Consider the following 16,170-nt stretch of genomic DNA (forward strand, 5'->3'; position numbering starts at 1 on the left):
CCTATTGCTTAGAATATCCTTGTTTGCGTAGCACATCTATAGTACTATTATAGCCAATATCAAATATGGCATCTATAGATCTCATATCAAAAGTTGCATATTCACAAAGCTCTTCGGGAGAAACTACAAAATTGCATTCTGAAAATTTTGCTATGGATTCTGATGCTGATTTTATTTTATACGCTCTTTCCAATACATTGTACGAATGTTTAAAATCTTTTATTTTACTGGATTTTAGCGCGTTTACATAGCTGCCTATTATTTTATCGCAGTGTGGTTGTAAAGGCTCAATAGGAAAGTTGTTCAATACACCACCATCTACGTAGAAAGACCCATTAATATTAACAGGCGAAAAAACACCAGGAAAAGTTGCAGATGCAAGCACTGGTTTTATCAATTCACCAGTATCAAAAATCTTTAATTCCCCTTTAACGATATCCGTAGCTGTTATAAAAAGCTCCTTAGCAAGTGATTCAAATTTGTCGATTGGGAAAAACTTTTTAAATTCATCATAAAACTTCTCGGTGTCTATAAAACCGGGTTTTTTACGAGCGAATCTTTTGGCATGAAAAATAGGAATTACTTTGAAGAATTCTAAAATATCTTCCCATTTTACACCACCTGCATATAATGAGCCAACAATAGAACCCGCACTAGTACCAGATATATGGGTTGGATAAATACCATGTTCTTCCAAGGCTTTTATTACACCAATATGTGCTACACCACGTATGCCACCGCCTGAAAGTACTAATCCGGTATTTGTCATAACTGTTCTACGTTATATTTCTTAAAATAATCATTTTTGAGCAACAATATTGAATTTTATCAATCCTCCATTTATTTCCGCTTTTTCTAAAAAGCCATCTTTATAATGATAAATATTCTCGTTGTTTTTAGCATTTATTTTTTTGTACGAATGATTGCCTAAAGGTATAATCGTATTAAAACTTCCATCTTGTTCAGAATAGCACCGTTCTATGTCTACTGGTTCCACAAAATATAGCAATATGGTAGCGTACTTAATATCTTCTTGAATCACTAACTCATTTTTATCGTTTTTTGAAATCTGGTAATAATCTATTTCCCAATTGGTAAGAATGTCGGCATAGGGTTTATCGTTGACATCTATAAGTACATTAGCCCTCTTCAATTTATTATTTTCATAGATAACATTGTACAAATAATTTACATCTATTTCTTTGAAGATGCGCGTGTTTATGGTAGTTACACTTTGGTAATGAATTTTAGAATCTTTAATGGTTTTTGAAGCTTTTAAACTACCTATTACATTGTCTTTATGTACAATATCAAAGAAAATAGTGTTTTTTAGGGGCTTTACATCTTTTGATATAGAATCAATTGATCCTAAAAAAAGAAACGTACATACTAAAATGAAATGATTGATTAATGACATCTTTACGTGTAAAGGGGTTCTTAATTGCAATCTGCAATGCTAAGGTAAAAGTAAGTAATTTGGGTTTTTATAAACCTAACGAATATCATGTTGTTCTTTTACTTATTTGTGCTGTACTTGGCAAAGCGAATGCAATAATAAATAATCCTAGTACTACATATGTTTTGGTATTTGTTTTCAACGTTTTAAATTTAAAAGGTTAAACTTTAATTTAACGTTCAATACTTTGAAATGTAAATGCACTTGTGGCTTGATCGATAAGCTGGTTATCGAGTTAGAAATAGACGAATTGACACATTCTGTCTATGAATTAGCCTATTTTATAGAAGTACAAAATAGCCTTTTAGAAGACTTTAGTTGGTAGGTGAAGAATTGTTATTTTGTTGGTCTTTTAATACCTCTCTAATAGATTCACTGTCCCAATGATTATCGTATTCGACGATACCCCTTTTAAAATCTTCTTCCAACAATCGTTCCTGCTCCTCTAATTCTTTACGAGCTTTAAAAATATAGTTCTCTTCTCCTTTTGGTTCAGCTGCCAATCTTCTTAAACTTGTTTCATCATATTTAATGAAATTCTGTACCTGTTGGTTTAAGGTATATTTTCTAAAGCCAAGCTTGCTCAATACATCTTTGGCCAATGATAAAGATGTATCTAGAGATTCTCTATAAATATTTTCGAAGCCCATATTCAAATATTCATAGGCATCATACCGATTTTGAGCACGAATCATGAGTTCAACATGCGGGTACTTTTCTTTTACCATTTTTGTGATTTCTTTGGTAACACTAGGGTTGTCAATTGCGCAAATTAATATTTTAGCTTGTGCAATACCTGCAGATTCTAATAGATCTATACGTGTGGCGTCGCCGTAATATACTTCAAACCCCATTTTACGAAGAAAGTCAACACGGTTAGAATCTTGGTCTAGAATAGTGGCTTCAATACCATGAGATCTTAGAAAACGACCAACCGTACTACCAAAATGACCGAAGCCGACCAGAATAACATTTTGAGATTTTGCAATATGGTCCATGGGTCTTTTAATGGACTCTTTTGTGCCAATTTTTGGTAATATAAATCGTTCGTTTATAATACTTATGATTGGGGTAATGGACATGGTCAGGGCTGTTATTACAAGCATAATATCCATCTGTTCCTGATCCAGTATATTCAATTGAAATGCAAAGGATAGCAGAACAAATGCAAACTCCCCAATTTGCGCCAAGCTAAATGTTAGTAGTAGATTTTGGTCAAGCTTAAGTTTAAATACTTTACCGGTAATAAATAGTATTAATGCTTTAATCAATATTACTGCTAGTAATATACCGCCAATGGTCAACGGAATTTTAGCAATGACCACAAAATTAATAGATGCGCCAACAGCTATAAAAAACAAACCTAATAGCAGGTTTTTAAAAGGCTCAAGATTACTTTCAAGTTCATGTTTGTATTCGCTACTAGAAAGTACAACGCCACCTAAAAACGCACCTAAAGCGGGTGATAGACCAACATATTCCATTAAATAGGATATACTGAATACAATTAACAAAGCAGAGGCGAATAACAATTCCCTAACTCCTGTTTTTGCAACTCTTCGTAACATGGGTACGATCAAATATTGACCTGCACCTATAATTAACACTACAGATAAGATAATCGCCAGTGTTTGGTAGCCCATGGGCAAGCCGTCTAAAAGATTACCGGATGCTTCATGACTGTCTATGGCAGCTTCACTATCAGAATTTGAAAGTAAAGGATTTGCACCTAACATGAATATTACGATGATATCTTGAAATAGCAATATAGAAAATGCCGAATTACCGAAGGTAGTCTCCATGAGTCCTTTTTCATCAATAGTCTGCATTGCAATGGCAGTTGAGGATAATGCTACTGCCATAGAAATAACCAAGGCTACTTTCCATTCAAAATCTAAAAGGGTAAAAAATATGAACGCTATGATCATGGTACCCCCAACCTGCAATCCGCCCATACCGGCAATTGCTTTACGCATATTCCAGAATTTCTTTGGCTCAATTTCGAGTCCGATCAAAAATAGCATCACCACCACCCCGAACTCAGCAAAATGAAGAATATCTTCTCCCTCTTCACCAATAAAACCTAAAACATACGGACCTATTAAAACGCCGGCAATTAAATACCCTAAAACAGAACTTAGACCTAATCTTTTGGCTATTGAAACGCAAATGATTGCTCCCAATAAAAAAACAATGGCATCAAAAAGTAGACTTCCGGTCATAATTGGTTAGTTGGTTGGTTAAGTTTATAAAACTAAATACCTTTTATGTGGTTACAATGGCTTCTTTATTTTGTAATTGATCTATTAACATGCTATAATTCTCCCCGTAAATCTTAAGATCTTCATCAGATAATTTATAAGTGCCCATAACGGTAAATGGCTTTTGATAGTGCATTAAACACAAATTGGCAGTTTGTTCAAAAGGTCTTAAAAACTCGGTAATGGTATAGCTATTTGTTCCTTGGGTACAATATAATTCTTTGTTGCCCCCTGTGGTAATAGCGTTTAAACAAATTTTAGAAGATAATGCCTTTCCCTTTGGACCGTATGCCCAATTGAATTCCAACACCATATCAATCCATTGTTTTAATAACGGCGGACAACTGTACCAATACATAGGATGATGCCAAATAATAACATCATGTTCCGCTAACAGCTTTTTTTCAAAAGGAACATCAATATGAAAATCTGGATATTCTTCATATAAGTCATGAAAAGTGACACCTTCTTTATCTTTGATATAATTCACCAATACATTGTTCGCTCTTGATTTTTCAAACTTTGGGTGGGCAAATAAAACAAGTACCTTCTTCATATTCCAATTCGTTGTAAAAAAAGTATCCTTTAATTTAGGTATTATTTTGTAATCAGGTTAAAGGAAATTTTTATTCCTTCGATAATCATACCCGTTCCTATGATGGCAATAATTAAACCCATAATCTTACCGATAACAGAAATAACGTTGTAACCAACCAATCGCACAATTAAGTTACTAAGCCTAAAAGTCAGATAAGTAAGTATACTCATGAAACCGAAAACAGCGATAACGATTGCTATATGAACAGGTTGCGAATTAGAAACAAAGTTCATAGCGGTTACAATAGTGCCAGGACCAGCTAGAATAGGAATTGCCAAGGGTGAAACAGCAATATTTTCATCAATATTTACGTGTTTGATGTTCTTTACATTAGATTGTTTTGATTGCAGCATGTCAAAACCGATATAAAATATTAAGATACCACCTGTAATTTTAAAGGCGGGAATACTAATATTAAACAATTCGAAAATATATTTTCCTAAAAGGACAAATACCAATACAATGATAAAGGCAATTAAATTTGCTCTTTTATTGATATCGGCTTTCGTTTTTTCATCTGCCCCTTGGGTTAAAGATAGAAAAACGGTCATGTTAGATATTGGGTTAGTAATGGCAAAAAAACCAGTAAAAACAGCAATAGAAAACGTAATTAAATCATCCATTATTTTAAGCGGAATTTAATCGTGCAAGAACAAGATTTATAATGAAACTTCCTAAACTATTTAAAGCTTTAAAGAATAATTATATTTTCTTGAATATGCAGCTATTTAAGAACTTATCACATTTCATGAAAATCAGGTAATAAGTTATTCATGATTAGGTTTCTGTTATTCGATTAAATATAAGTTACCTAGCTACTTCAAACAATATAAACTGATTAAGTTGCGGACCATACAGGCTAAAATTATTATCGGCTACCACTATTAAAGAGCGATTACCGTTTGCAAAGTCTGGACCAAAAGAGATTCCTTCAATATTGTCGACAATACCGTTGGTTAATTCATTTCTAATATTCTCAAAATTGAATAAAAGCTTCTTTGTTACTTTGGTATAGCGCTCACCTTTTAAACTATTCATACCACTTACATCAGTCGCTTTTGAAGCCTCAACATCGTAAATTTTAACTGTATTTCCTCCATCAGAATATCCCATGGAATAAGAACGTTCTAGTACAAAAAATCTATTGGTATCGTACTCTAGAATCTCTACAATACCATTTAGTTCAAATGTATCACCGTTAACTGCAGGACGTGCAACTTTGTCCAATTCATACACTATTTCCTTTTCGGAATGCCCTGTTTTTTTATTAATATAAACTATTCTTACAGGTGAGTCTGTTTCTTCTAAAGTAGGTTCAACTCCGTCTTCTTTTAAAGGGAGCTCCATCGCAACCCAATACCCTTTTCTATGATGACTTAAAGTTATTCCTTCAAAAACACCGTTATGGCGAGGTCCCATGTCTGAATTGTCATTAGGTAAATAGCGATTAGCAAGATTCAATTCTTTCACAAAATTACCGACTGAATCTGAAATGCGTACGAAAGGTCTCAGACCTTTCTTTATATTTCCTTCACTTGTCCAAATAACACATCCATCATCATATCTTATAGATTCAGGGTCAACAATTCCTTTTGTTATTACTTCGTCAATTGAATCTTTAAAATGAGTAACGGATGTTACTTCAATCGAATCAAATCCGTTAATATCATAAGAAATATTGGCGCTATAAAAGCGGGGAAAATCACTGTCATCACTAATGGCGTACCAAATTCCATTTGCATAATCTATACCTGATAACCCACCTACCCTAGTGGTGGCAAATATTGTTTCGTCAGGCAAAACATATTCATCTATAAAATGCAAATTGATATCGGTATCTTTTGGTGGTGATTTTTTAATATTACCACAAGCAGAAACAATAAATAATCCTATTATTGAAAGAAATGTTCGTACTGCAAAGCTCATGTATGGATTTTGAAAACTAAAATTTATACTTGCGAAAGTACGTCTAATACTATGGTCATTTCAAATTATAGCAAGCGAAAATTATTTAATCAATTTCTTCGTTAACTCAACCAATTCTTCAATTTTTTCATCATCATAGGCATCTGGGTGTGCTTGAGCATAACCTCCTTTATCATTATCAAAATAAGCATTTGTTTTCGCTTTGTCGGTCATACTTAAATCATAAAGAATATCTACTCCCTTTTCTGCAGGAGACCAATGTTGACCGTAGGCTTCCTTTGCCATTTTAGTATTCAATAACGAACCTGGGTTTACGGCAACAACCAAAATACTAGGTTCTTTCGCAGCTAAATCAAAACTCCACATGGTCAAAGCTAACTTACTTTGTGCATAGGCATCATTAGCCCCTAAACTCATTTCACCTTTTAATGCACTTAAAGAAACTGGAGATTGTGCCGCAGAACTAAGATTTACAATTCTAGGTGTATCTGACTTTTTCAATAACGGTAATACCGCATTTGTAAATTGATATGGTGCTAAATAGTTAACAGTTAAACGAACATCTACTCCGTTCGAAGCAGTATCAGTTTTAGTTTTCAAAACACCGGCATTGTTTACCAAAACATCAATTTTCGGCATTTTTTCAGCAACTTCTTTTGCCATTTGTTTAACGTCTGACAAATTTGAGAAATCAGCTAGAAAACCTACTATATTGTCATTCTTTGATTCCGCTTTGATTTCGGTTACAGTAGCTTTTAATTTAGTATCCGTTCTACCATGAACGCCAATAAAATGACCTTCTTTCGCCAAACGAAGCGCGAGTAACTTTCCTATACCGTCTGTGCTTCCCGTAATTAATATATGTTTCATTTTTTAGACTTTAGTATTTTATAAATGGAATTTTGGCAGAATATGTTCTGCCAAAATTCTGTTTTCTTTTATTTTTAAAACGGTGCAAAGGTATCTTTGGGACCTTCTGGTAAACTCCAACGCTCGCGAGCCGTAATATTTTCTGCCGCAACAACTTTTGATGTTGAATTATCAACGCTGCCATAACTACTTGCACCTCCTCGTGGTATTTGCATACGATCTCCATACAGCCATACAACCAAGTTACTACGTTGTCCACTTGTAATTGGATGGGTAGCATGAGGTACTTTGCCAGTATGAATTATTGCCTTACCGGGTTCAAAGATAGTTTGAACCACTTTACCTGTTGATCGATCATGAAAATCGACTTGTGAACCTGTAAATTTTTCTTCAGGTAAGTTAATATTAATATTCAAGGTAGCTGCAGAAGCATCCGTATGGGCATGCAAATCTTTATCCTTATCTGGATTGTACTGAATAGAAAAACCAAAGGTTTGGTTATCATAGCCATAGGTACCTAGTAATAAACGGGCGATCGGACGCATATAGCGATCCATGATTTCGTTATAAAAAGCCTGAAAATTAGGTGCAGCAAGATGACCCTCTGAACGTGGGTCTAACATAACGCCATAACGATTCAACTGAATGCCATAAGGTGCACGTCTTGGAATTTCAGAATTTACCGTAGCTTCCAGATATTTTCGAAAATCAGCTAGACGTTCCAAATCAAAAAACTGAGCAGAATATACCCCAGGAATAATCTCTTCCCATAAATCAGCAACAGCATTTTCCTTTTCTGGATTTTCCCAAGCATCGTTTATAGCTTTTCTTAATTTTGGGTCAAGTAAGGTTTCATCAGGAACTAGCAAACCGTCTTTGTTTTCAATTTCCCATTCGCTCCAAGCATCTTCAAGCAACTCTCGGTTACTATTCCAAAATTGTGATACAGAAGGATCACGATTTAGTGAAGCTTCGCGAGTTGGTAGTGTAAGCGCACGAGCTTGTGCGAGTGCATTTGTATTTGTTATTGTTTTCATGATATATTTGTTTTTCACCAAAACCGCTTTAAAAGTATTTTTGGTTTTAATTACTTATTCTGATAACAAAGGTAGTATGAGACAGCAGTAATTTTTTGGTAGTAAAAACGGTTGTTTAGGTAAATTTCAAGGTTTTGTTTTAAAGTAAAAAAATGCCCCATTTCTGGGGCATTCAACAGAACATATTAATCGACATGTTTAGAGCCTGCAACTCTAATCCTACTACATACTTTATTTACTATTATTTAGTTTTCAACCACAACTTTACCAATGGCTGTACCACTAGCTAAGTGTGCGTAAGCATCACCTACTTGCTCTAATGAAAATTGATTTTCATCAACAATCGGAGTTAAATGACCTTCGTTAGAAATTTCAGCTAATTTTTCTAAAATACTACCGTGATCTTCTCTTTTGAAGTTATGTAACATCGGAATCAACATAAAAACCACGTGTAATGATGCACCTTTGAAGTGCAACGGAGTTAAATCGATTTCTAACAAGGAAACCGTTGTAGAGATGTGTCCGTTTAAGGCAATCGCTTCCATAGAACTTGTCAGGTTTGGACCACCAACAGTATCAAAAACAACGTCAAAACCACCATCAGTATATTTTGCTGTATAATCTGCTACCTCTTCAGTTTTAAAATCGATAAAGGTTGCCCCGAATTTTTCAACAATTGCTTTTTGTTTGTCACCTGTACCAGTAGCAAAAACTTCTGCTCCAAAATATTTAGCCAGTTGTACTGCTAAATGACCAACACCGCCAGAACCACCATGAATTAATACTTTTTGACCTGCTTTTACGCCTGCTCTTGTCAACCCTTCATAAGCTGTAATAGCTACTAAAGGTAAAGCTGCAGTTTCGCGCATAGTCAAGTCTTTTGGTTTGTGACCAATTAAACTACTATCGGCTACAATGTATTCTGTTAATGTTCCAGGTAAATCTGCTAATCCACCAGCACAACCGTATACTTCATCTCCTACAGCATAACCCTCTACACCTTCTCCAACAGCTTCAATTACTCCGGAAAAATCCATACCTAATAAAGCTGGTAAAGCTGGTGACAATGGTAAATCTGACCCCATATTTTTAATCATCATATCAATAGTATTGACACTAGATGCCGCTATTTTCACTAAAACGTGATTTTCTTTTATTGCTGGTTTCGCTATTTCTGAAACTTCAAAATTTGCATTTTCTCCGTAACTGTTTAATAACATTGCTTTCATATCTATTTTTTATTTCGTTAATCGTTAATCTTTAATCGTTGTTCGTTGTTCGTTGTTCGTTGTTGGTTGTTCGTTGTTGGTTGTTGGTTTTTCGCTGTACGCTATGCGCTACACGTAGTAGGCTTCGCGCTTTACTCAAAAATTTAAAAGCGATATGCGCTAAGCTTAAAGCGTGTTGCGCAAGGCGCTCAGCGCCTTAATTCACTTCTTGAATATCCATAACCATTTGTTCCCAGTTCTTCTGGTTGTTATGGTCAAACTGTGCTCCGTTATCATCTGCATAGGCAAATCTTTTTATTGCAGGAGTTTTACTCGTAGCTTGAAACAATTGGTATGCTTCTTCTTTTAAAGCTTCTTTTATTGGTAAATCTATAGATGCATATACTGCACGTTTACTAGCGGCAATAGAATCTGCTGGAAATTGTGATATACGTTGCGCCAAGGCATCTACATAAGCTCCAATTTCATCTGCGTCTAATGCTTTGTTTATAGTCCCAAATTTTTCAGCTTCATCGGCATCCCAATCTCTTGCTCCTAGAATAATTTCTAGTGCTTTTCCTAATCCTGTTTGTCTAGGCATACGAGACGCTCCACCTCCACATGGTAAAATTCCCATGCCAACTTCCATCTGCATGAACTTAGCCTTTCCTTTAGCTGCAAAACGCATATCTAACGCTAACGCCATTTCATGTCCGCCTCCTCTTGCAAAACCTTCAATTTTTGCTATAGTTGCTTGTGGTACGTTGCTTAAGCGTTCTAATACAGCTTGTAAGTCCAATAATTGTACTTCGTTTCTTGGAACAGCTTCTGTAGACATATCTTTTAATAAGTTCGTATCGTAATGACATACCCAATAATTTGGATTAGAAGATTCAAAAACTACCACTTTTACACTTCTATCTCTTTCTAAGCGTAAACAAAGGCTGCTTAAATCTGCTAGCATTTCTTGTCCTTGTACGTTTACTGGTCCAAAGTTGATATCAATTGTTAAAATTCCTCCTGTTTGTTTTGCCGTAAATGTTTAAAATTCTTGTAGTCCATAATATTTTATTTTTGGTTGATATTCGTTCTGTATTAATTACAGTACAAAGGTATTTGGGGACACAAGCTTAAAATGGGTATAAAACAAAGTGGTTTTGGTAAAAAAAGAGGTAATTGGTATTTTTCTGAGTAGATGAAATAAAAAAGCCAGTATTAGTAGCGATTACTTTGAACCATTACTAATACTGACTTAAAATATTTTATGTAAAGTTTATACAGAAATACTAGCCTTATAAGCACCGATAGTCATTCTTTTATAGCTTTGGAAGGTCTTGTTCAAATGACTGGAATCTGTAAAGCCCAATTCCAATGCTATTTCTGAAAATTGCATATCGGTATACTTTAATCGGGTTTCAACAAGTTTTAACTTGTAGTTGATGATGTACTTCTTTAATGAAACATCAGTATGCTTTTTAAAATATTCACTCATATAATTATCTGACATATGAAACTCCTCTGCCAGACTTTTGGTGGTAAGCAATTCGGAATTGTAAATATTGGCGTGAATGTAGTTGATGATTTGTTGAATTTTAGATGACTTCACATTCTTTACCGTATCTGCCGTATTAATGAATTGAATATTTCTAGCAATAAGATGTAGAATAACCGATACGGAATTTTGAATAATGAAAATATCAAAAGTCTGCTCTCTCATATATTCAGTCGCAACCATATTTATTAAGGAAACCAAGTGCGACCTATCTGATTCGGATTCAAATTGCATTTCACGAAGCTGGTGACTTTCGCTATTTAGTATTTCTTCGATTTTTCGAAACCAATCGTTAACCGGTAAAGTTTCGTTTAGCGCAGATGTTTTTCTAAAAAAGCTCTTTAAAAATTTTATAGCCACTGTGGTGGTGGCAGAATCAGGGTTTACGATGTAAATATCGTCAGGAATAAAAACAAAAACACTGTTAGAAGTATAGGGTACGGTATTACCGTTTATTTTAATAGTTCCTGTTCCTTTTTCGAAATATACAATTTCAAAAAAACGAATGGTCGTGTATTTACAAAACTCAAAAAAAGTTTGGTCTTTGTATTTCGCAATCACGATATTCTCTATAATAGTTCTAGCCATGAATATAAAAGGTTACTTTACGGTTTTCACTTCGTTTTCCAGAGCTAAAAACTTATGGATGTCACTCACCACAATAGACCCCTCGCCTACTGCCGAAGCTACACGTTTTACCGAACCTGAACGCACATCGCCCACAGCAAAGAGTCCGGGTAAACTAGTCTCGAATGTATAAGGTTTTCTATTGTTGAATACCGTTTCGCTTTTAAGGGCATTATCGCAAATGGTGAGACCCGTGTGCACAAAGCCTTTTTCATCGGTATCGATAATATTGTCTAGCCATTCGGTACAGGGTTTGGCGCCAACAAAAGTGAACAGGTAATTGATGTTATTCTCAATTAATGTATCATTCTTTTTGATTTCAACCTTTTCTAAATACGTATCCCCGTCAACTTTAACCACGTTACTACTGGTCAATACTTCAATATTTTCGCAAGCGATGATGCGTTGCACCAAATAATCGCTCATTTTGGCACCAATATCCTCATTTCTGATAATTACATAAACTTTGTGTGCATAATTGGCTAAAAATAATGCTGCTTGTCCCGCAGAATTACCACCGCCAACAATACCTATTTCAGTATTCTTGCACATATTGGCATGCATAGATGTGGCGCTATAGTATATACCAGAGCCTTCAAATTTTTCAATTCCCTCTAAAGCAAGTCTTCTATATGCAGCGCCGGTGGCAGCAATTACCGTTTTGGCTTTTAAGGTTGAAGTGTTGTTAGAGTTGATTTCATAGTAACCTTCTTTACGTTCAATGCCTTCCACTCTGTGCGGTACCGAAATAGTACAGCCAAATTTTTGAGCTTGAATGTAGCCGTTGTTGGCTAAATCCCGACCGGAAATACCTGTGGGAAATCCCAGGTAATTTTCAATTTTAGAACTCTTGCCAGCTTGTCCGCCAGGAGAATTACTATCAATGGTCAATACACTCAATCCTTCTGAAGACGCGTATACGCTAGCAGCTAAACCTGCAGGTCCAGCGCCTACGACCAAAACATCATAAATTTCATCATCTAGTTCTAACCGAACTCCTGTACACATACCAATTTCATCAATTGATGGGCGAATAGAAATCTTATTCTGACTATTGATCAATACCGGTAAATCCGATTCCTTTAAGTTGAATGTATCTAACATTTGTACCAATCTATCCTCCCTGTCAGAATCTATAAAATTATACCAGATATCATTTTTATCCATGAAATCTCGGATAGCATACGTTTCATTAGAATGTTCAGAACCTATTAGTTTTATACCTTGAACGTTGTTTTTAAGAGCATCTTCCCGCAATAAAAAGGCATTTAAAAGTACATCGCTAATATCGCTGAATTTAGCAATGGCACTTTTTAGCTTTTCGGGACTAATTCGTATTAGTTGTGTATTTTCTAAAGTTTCTCCACATACACCAACCGTTCTATGAGATAAAATACTACTTGAACCGGAAAATTGATACCTTCTATGAATGGTAAGACTGTCATCTTTTTTGTCAGGATCTATAATTCTAATTCCGCCAGTAAGCACTACGAAAAAATCGTAATGTTGATCACCAAAGTCCAACACCACGGTGGGCTCTTTATAAAATTCGATTTCACCGTAAGATTTAAGTTTCTCTACTTGCAGATCGGTAAGTTCTGGATATTTAGGATCTATCATAATTGGTTGGTTTAATACGAAACAAAAGCTTCATCTTTATAACACCAAAGCCATCTCTCGTTAGGTTCGGCAGAACTAATAACGGGATGGCTTGTTGTATTGAAATGAGCGGTAGCATGCTTGTTTTTAGAATCGTCACAGCAAAGTGTAACACCACATTCTTGACATGTACGTAAATGTACCCAGACATCGCCAAGTTTTACACATTCTTCACATACGTGCTCAGTAGCAGTTTTTAATTCTGAAATAGCGTTAATATGAACACATGCATCTTGCTCCATGAAATATTGTTATTATAATTAACTTACACTAGCACGTAACATCCAAGCCATTTCTTCATGTTCTTGTAAAAGTCCGGTTAAGAAATCTGCTGTACCTACGTCTTTCAAATCTTCTTCAATAGTTGGTATAATTTTTCTGATTTCGACTATAATAGTATCATGATCTGCTAATAGTTCTTTCATATAATTTAAACTAGAATTATCACCTTCTATTTCTTCTGATAAATGAGTTAATTCTAAAAATTGTTTTAGAGTACCTGGTGCATAATGACCTATTTTTCTAATACGTTCAGCTACGCCATCAATAAATTCTTTAATAGCATTGTAATGATCTTCAAAGAATACATGTTTTGTATGAAAATCAATACCTTCTAAATTCCAATGAGCCCTTAAGGTCTTGGTATAAAGTACATATTCATCCGCTAAAACTTTTGCTAAGTGCTCAGCGACTTTTTCTCTATTTTCCTCTGTAATTCCGATGTTCGTTTTCATATTTTCTTGTCTTTTTATTTAATTCTTAAACTTCTCAAACAAATTAAGCATAGAAATTGATTTTTGCTAGTTCTTCACAACTTGTAAATAGCTCATTTACAATAATTATTAATGCTTTCAATCGCTATTTTTTAATCTGTAAGATTTGTTTTACGAATTATGCTATTCTTAAAAAAAATGAACATGTTTAAGCTTGGTTCGTACAGGTAATAGGGTTGTTTACTAAGACGATGAGTGAAATATGTAAACCTAAATAGTTTACATAGTCACTTCAAAATCACCATTACTTCTAATATAAAGAACCGTTTCTTTAGCTGTTGAAATGATTGAGGTTGCGTTTTCTTCTGCGCCAAAATAGGAAGGAGCATCTAATTGACTTTTAGTTTCCTTTTTAGAGAACTGATGAGTTATACCACCAGAAATAACAACTGCTCTAAAATTAGGACTCAAATTTTTTATTTTACCTCTGAAGCCTGCGGGTAATCTTAAAAGTGTTGCACGCAATTGATTTTTCTCGTGGCTTCCCCATAAAAAGGCAGTTTCAACATTACTTTTTGCAGAAACCCATTCAATATCGTTAGCATTTAGCCAAACCATATTGGTTTTGTCTACATTAATTGGTCTTTCGCCATTATCAAAAGCTTCCGATGTTGGTTGTACCAAATACGGTCCTTCTTGAATATCCAAAAAAGCCATATTCTCGTTATCATCAGCTGCTGTAATATGTGCCTCTCCTGCTGGTTGCTGCCAATAAGATCCTGCTGGCAACCACTGTTTTTCTGCTTTTTCATCGTCATTGTGTAATAAACCTTGTATTACTACACCTCTATAAGTAATGTTGTGAATGTGTGGTGGAGATGAAAATCCTTTTTTAAATTTCACTAAAAATCCTGCAGGTTCATTTTTTGTACGATCTCCCCATAGTTTTCCGGCAGCCGGACTTTTGTCTCCACGTAACGGGTTTAACCAACCCCATTCTACATTGTCTGCCGTTACCACCTCATTTACAGATTTGGCAGGATCCGTTGTTGGTGTTTGCGCACTTGTATATGCCGTTGCTATTATTGCTAATGCAAGTAATATTGTTTTTTTCATTTTGATATCTTTAATTTTTCTATTAAAATTGTTTAAAATCGAAAAGCAAGCGTGTTCCCAAATTCTCGATACATTTTTATTTCCATGCTTTTTCAATAAAAACACTCGAAGTGACATTTATGATAATGTGTTTAAAATCCTTCTAAAACAATTTTACCTTTTGCTTTACCTGTTTCTAAAAAAGCATGAGCTTTTCTAAGATTTTCAGCGTTTATAGTTCCAAAATTTTCTCCTAACGTAGTTCTAATAGTTCCGTTGTCGATTAATTCAGAAGCTTTGTTCAATATATTATGCTGCTCAATCATATCTCCGGTCTGAAACATAGAGCGTGTAAACATTAACTCTATATGCGTAGAAACCGCTTTACCTTTAAAAGGCATTACATTTAACGATTTTGGATCGTCTATAAATCCGAATTTACCTTGAGGTTTAATCAGTTTAGCAATTTCATCTACGTGGTGTTCCGTAGCATTTAAGCTTACTACATATTCTGGAGCCGGTAAATTGTATTTTTCGAACTCTTCGCTCAATTTATTTCTGTGGTTAATAACCGTGTCTACACCTAATTCTTTTAACCAAGACGTAGTTTCTTCTCGAGAAGCTGTACCAATAATGTTCAGCTTCGTCAGTTTTTTAGCCAATTGCACCAAAATAGAACCTACACCACCGGCAGCACCGATGACCAAAATAGATTTATTGGCATCGTCTTTAGAAACCTGTAATCTATCAAACAACATTTCGTAGGCTGTAAGTGTTGTTAATGGTAATGCAGCAGCTTCAGCATAAGATAAGCTTTGAGGTTTTTTACCCACAATACGCTCATCTACAATTTGGTATTCTGCATAACTACCTTGACGAGTAAAATCGCCTGCGTACCAAACTTCATCTCCAACATTAAACAAGGTTACATCTTCTCCAACAGCAGTTACAATTCCCGTTGCATCCCAGCCAATAACTTTCCAGTTGTCACCTTCAGCAGGCATTCCTGCACGTACCTTATAATCTGCCGGATTTACGGAAATAGCTTTTATTTCTACCAAAATATCTCTTCCCGTAGCTTTTGGAGTTTCCAATTCTACATCTTGTAAAGACTTTATATTGTCAATTGGAAGATTCTCTTTGTAACCTATTGCTTTCATACTAGTTC

At 35.0% G+C, this 16,170-nt stretch carries 16 protein-coding genes; all 16 read right to left on the reverse strand.

Annotated features, from left to right (window positions below; all coding sequences use genetic code 11):
• Position 1: 1 nt before the first annotated feature.
• Entirely contained in the window at positions 2–769 is a 768-nt protein-coding gene (locus tag SJY30_RS04595) for a patatin-like phospholipase family protein (RefSeq protein ID WP_396634423.1), read from the reverse strand.
• A 30-nt stretch (positions 770–799) separates the two neighbouring features.
• Positions 800–1,417, reverse strand: a complete 618-nt coding sequence (locus tag SJY30_RS04600) for a DUF6134 family protein (RefSeq protein WP_396634424.1) — start codon at positions 1,415–1,417, stop codon at positions 800–802.
• 353 nt (positions 1,418–1,770) lie between these two features.
• Positions 1,771–3,678: a monovalent cation:proton antiporter-2 (CPA2) family protein gene (locus SJY30_RS04605; protein ID WP_396634425.1), complete on the reverse strand. Its 1,908-nt coding sequence runs from the start codon at positions 3,676–3,678 to the stop codon at positions 1,771–1,773.
• 43 nt (positions 3,679–3,721) lie between these two features.
• Entirely contained in the window at positions 3,722–4,273 is a 552-nt protein-coding gene (locus tag SJY30_RS04610; protein WP_396634426.1) for an NAD(P)H-dependent oxidoreductase, read from the reverse strand.
• Between the two features lie 41 nt (positions 4,274–4,314).
• Entirely contained in the window at positions 4,315–4,938 is a 624-nt protein-coding gene (locus SJY30_RS04615; RefSeq protein WP_396634427.1) for a MarC family protein, read from the reverse strand.
• A gap of 184 nt (positions 4,939–5,122) precedes the next feature.
• A complete protein-coding gene (locus tag SJY30_RS04620; protein ID WP_396634428.1) occupies positions 5,123–6,241 on the reverse strand; it encodes an esterase-like activity of phytase family protein in 1,119 nt (372 codons plus the stop codon).
• 81 nt (positions 6,242–6,322) lie between these two features.
• Positions 6,323–7,111, reverse strand: a complete 789-nt coding sequence (locus tag SJY30_RS04625; protein WP_396634429.1) for an SDR family NAD(P)-dependent oxidoreductase — start codon at positions 7,109–7,111, stop codon at positions 6,323–6,325.
• A 74-nt stretch (positions 7,112–7,185) separates the two neighbouring features.
• Complete coding sequence (locus tag SJY30_RS04630) at positions 7,186–8,148, reverse strand: 2OG-Fe(II) oxygenase (protein ID WP_396634430.1); 963 nt, start codon at positions 8,146–8,148, stop codon at positions 7,186–7,188.
• Positions 8,149–8,393: 245 nt separating this feature from the next.
• Entirely contained in the window at positions 8,394–9,377 is a 984-nt protein-coding gene (locus SJY30_RS04635; protein ID WP_396634431.1) for a zinc-dependent alcohol dehydrogenase family protein, read from the reverse strand.
• A 196-nt stretch (positions 9,378–9,573) separates the two neighbouring features.
• Positions 9,574–10,320, reverse strand: coding sequence for an enoyl-CoA hydratase/isomerase family protein (locus SJY30_RS04640; protein WP_396634432.1), 747 nt, complete (start codon positions 10,318–10,320; stop codon positions 9,574–9,576).
• 309 nt (positions 10,321–10,629) lie between these two features.
• On the reverse strand, positions 10,630–11,496 hold the full coding sequence (locus SJY30_RS04645) for an AraC family transcriptional regulator (RefSeq protein WP_396634433.1): 867 nt from the start codon (positions 11,494–11,496) through the stop codon (positions 10,630–10,632).
• Between the two features lie 12 nt (positions 11,497–11,508).
• Complete coding sequence (locus SJY30_RS04650; RefSeq protein WP_396634434.1) at positions 11,509–13,155, reverse strand: FAD-dependent oxidoreductase; 1,647 nt, start codon at positions 13,153–13,155, stop codon at positions 11,509–11,511.
• A gap of 11 nt (positions 13,156–13,166) precedes the next feature.
• Positions 13,167–13,436: a UBP-type zinc finger domain-containing protein gene (locus SJY30_RS04655; protein WP_396634435.1), complete on the reverse strand. Its 270-nt coding sequence runs from the start codon at positions 13,434–13,436 to the stop codon at positions 13,167–13,169.
• 18 nt (positions 13,437–13,454) lie between these two features.
• Positions 13,455–13,928 (reverse strand): Dps family protein, encoded by a 474-nt coding sequence (locus SJY30_RS04660; RefSeq protein WP_396634436.1) that lies wholly within the window; start codon positions 13,926–13,928, stop codon positions 13,455–13,457.
• Positions 13,929–14,186: 258 nt separating this feature from the next.
• Positions 14,187–15,023 (reverse strand): DUF4437 domain-containing protein, encoded by an 837-nt coding sequence (locus tag SJY30_RS04665; protein ID WP_396634437.1) that lies wholly within the window; start codon positions 15,021–15,023, stop codon positions 14,187–14,189.
• 131 nt (positions 15,024–15,154) lie between these two features.
• A complete protein-coding gene (locus SJY30_RS04670) occupies positions 15,155–16,162 on the reverse strand; it encodes a zinc-binding alcohol dehydrogenase family protein (protein WP_396634438.1) in 1,008 nt (335 codons plus the stop codon).
• Positions 16,163–16,170: the final 8 nt, after the last annotated feature.

It is taken from the genome of Maribacter sp. R86514 (assembly GCF_044597005.1).
Taxonomy (GTDB): domain Bacteria; phylum Bacteroidota; class Bacteroidia; order Flavobacteriales; family Flavobacteriaceae; genus Maribacter.

Bases quoted from the DNA above. Each gene is read 5' to 3' on its own strand.
- SJY30_RS04640 (WP_396634432.1), bottom strand. From the start codon at position 10,320: ATGCTAGCAGATTTAAGCAGCCTTTGTTTACGCTTAGAAAGAGATAGA.
- SJY30_RS04635 (WP_396634431.1), bottom strand. From the start codon at position 9,377: ATGAAAGCAATGTTATTAAACAGTTACGGAGAAAATGCAAATTTTGAA.
- SJY30_RS04615 (WP_396634427.1), bottom strand. From the start codon at position 4,938: ATGGATGATTTAATTACGTTTTCTATTGCTGTTTTTACTGGTTTTTTT.
- SJY30_RS04620 (WP_396634428.1), bottom strand. From the start codon at position 6,241: ATGAGCTTTGCAGTACGAACATTTCTTTCAATAATAGGATTATTTATT.
- SJY30_RS04605 (WP_396634425.1), bottom strand. From the start codon at position 3,678: ATGACCGGAAGTCTACTTTTTGATGCCATTGTTTTTTTATTGGGAGCA.
- SJY30_RS04645 (WP_396634433.1), bottom strand. From the start codon at position 11,496: ATGGCTAGAACTATTATAGAGAATATCGTGATTGCGAAATACAAAGAC.
- SJY30_RS04650 (WP_396634434.1), bottom strand. From the start codon at position 13,155: ATGATAGATCCTAAATATCCAGAACTTACCGATCTGCAAGTAGAGAAA.
- SJY30_RS04625 (WP_396634429.1), bottom strand. From the start codon at position 7,111: ATGAAACATATATTAATTACGGGAAGCACAGACGGTATAGGAAAGTTA.
- SJY30_RS04670 (WP_396634438.1), bottom strand. From the start codon at position 16,162: ATGAAAGCAATAGGTTACAAAGAGAATCTTCCAATTGACAATATAAAG.
- SJY30_RS04610 (WP_396634426.1), bottom strand. From the start codon at position 4,273: ATGAAGAAGGTACTTGTTTTATTTGCCCACCCAAAGTTTGAAAAATCA.
- SJY30_RS04655 (WP_396634435.1), bottom strand. From the start codon at position 13,436: ATGGAGCAAGATGCATGTGTTCATATTAACGCTATTTCAGAATTAAAA.
- SJY30_RS04665 (WP_396634437.1), bottom strand. From the start codon at position 15,023: ATGAAAAAAACAATATTACTTGCATTAGCAATAATAGCAACGGCATAT.
- SJY30_RS04660 (WP_396634436.1), bottom strand. From the start codon at position 13,928: ATGAAAACGAACATCGGAATTACAGAGGAAAATAGAGAAAAAGTCGCT.
- SJY30_RS04600 (WP_396634424.1), bottom strand. From the start codon at position 1,417: ATGTCATTAATCAATCATTTCATTTTAGTATGTACGTTTCTTTTTTTA.
- SJY30_RS04630 (WP_396634430.1), bottom strand. From the start codon at position 8,148: ATGAAAACAATAACAAATACAAATGCACTCGCACAAGCTCGTGCGCTT.
- SJY30_RS04595 (WP_396634423.1), bottom strand. From the start codon at position 769: ATGACAAATACCGGATTAGTACTTTCAGGCGGTGGCATACGTGGTGTA.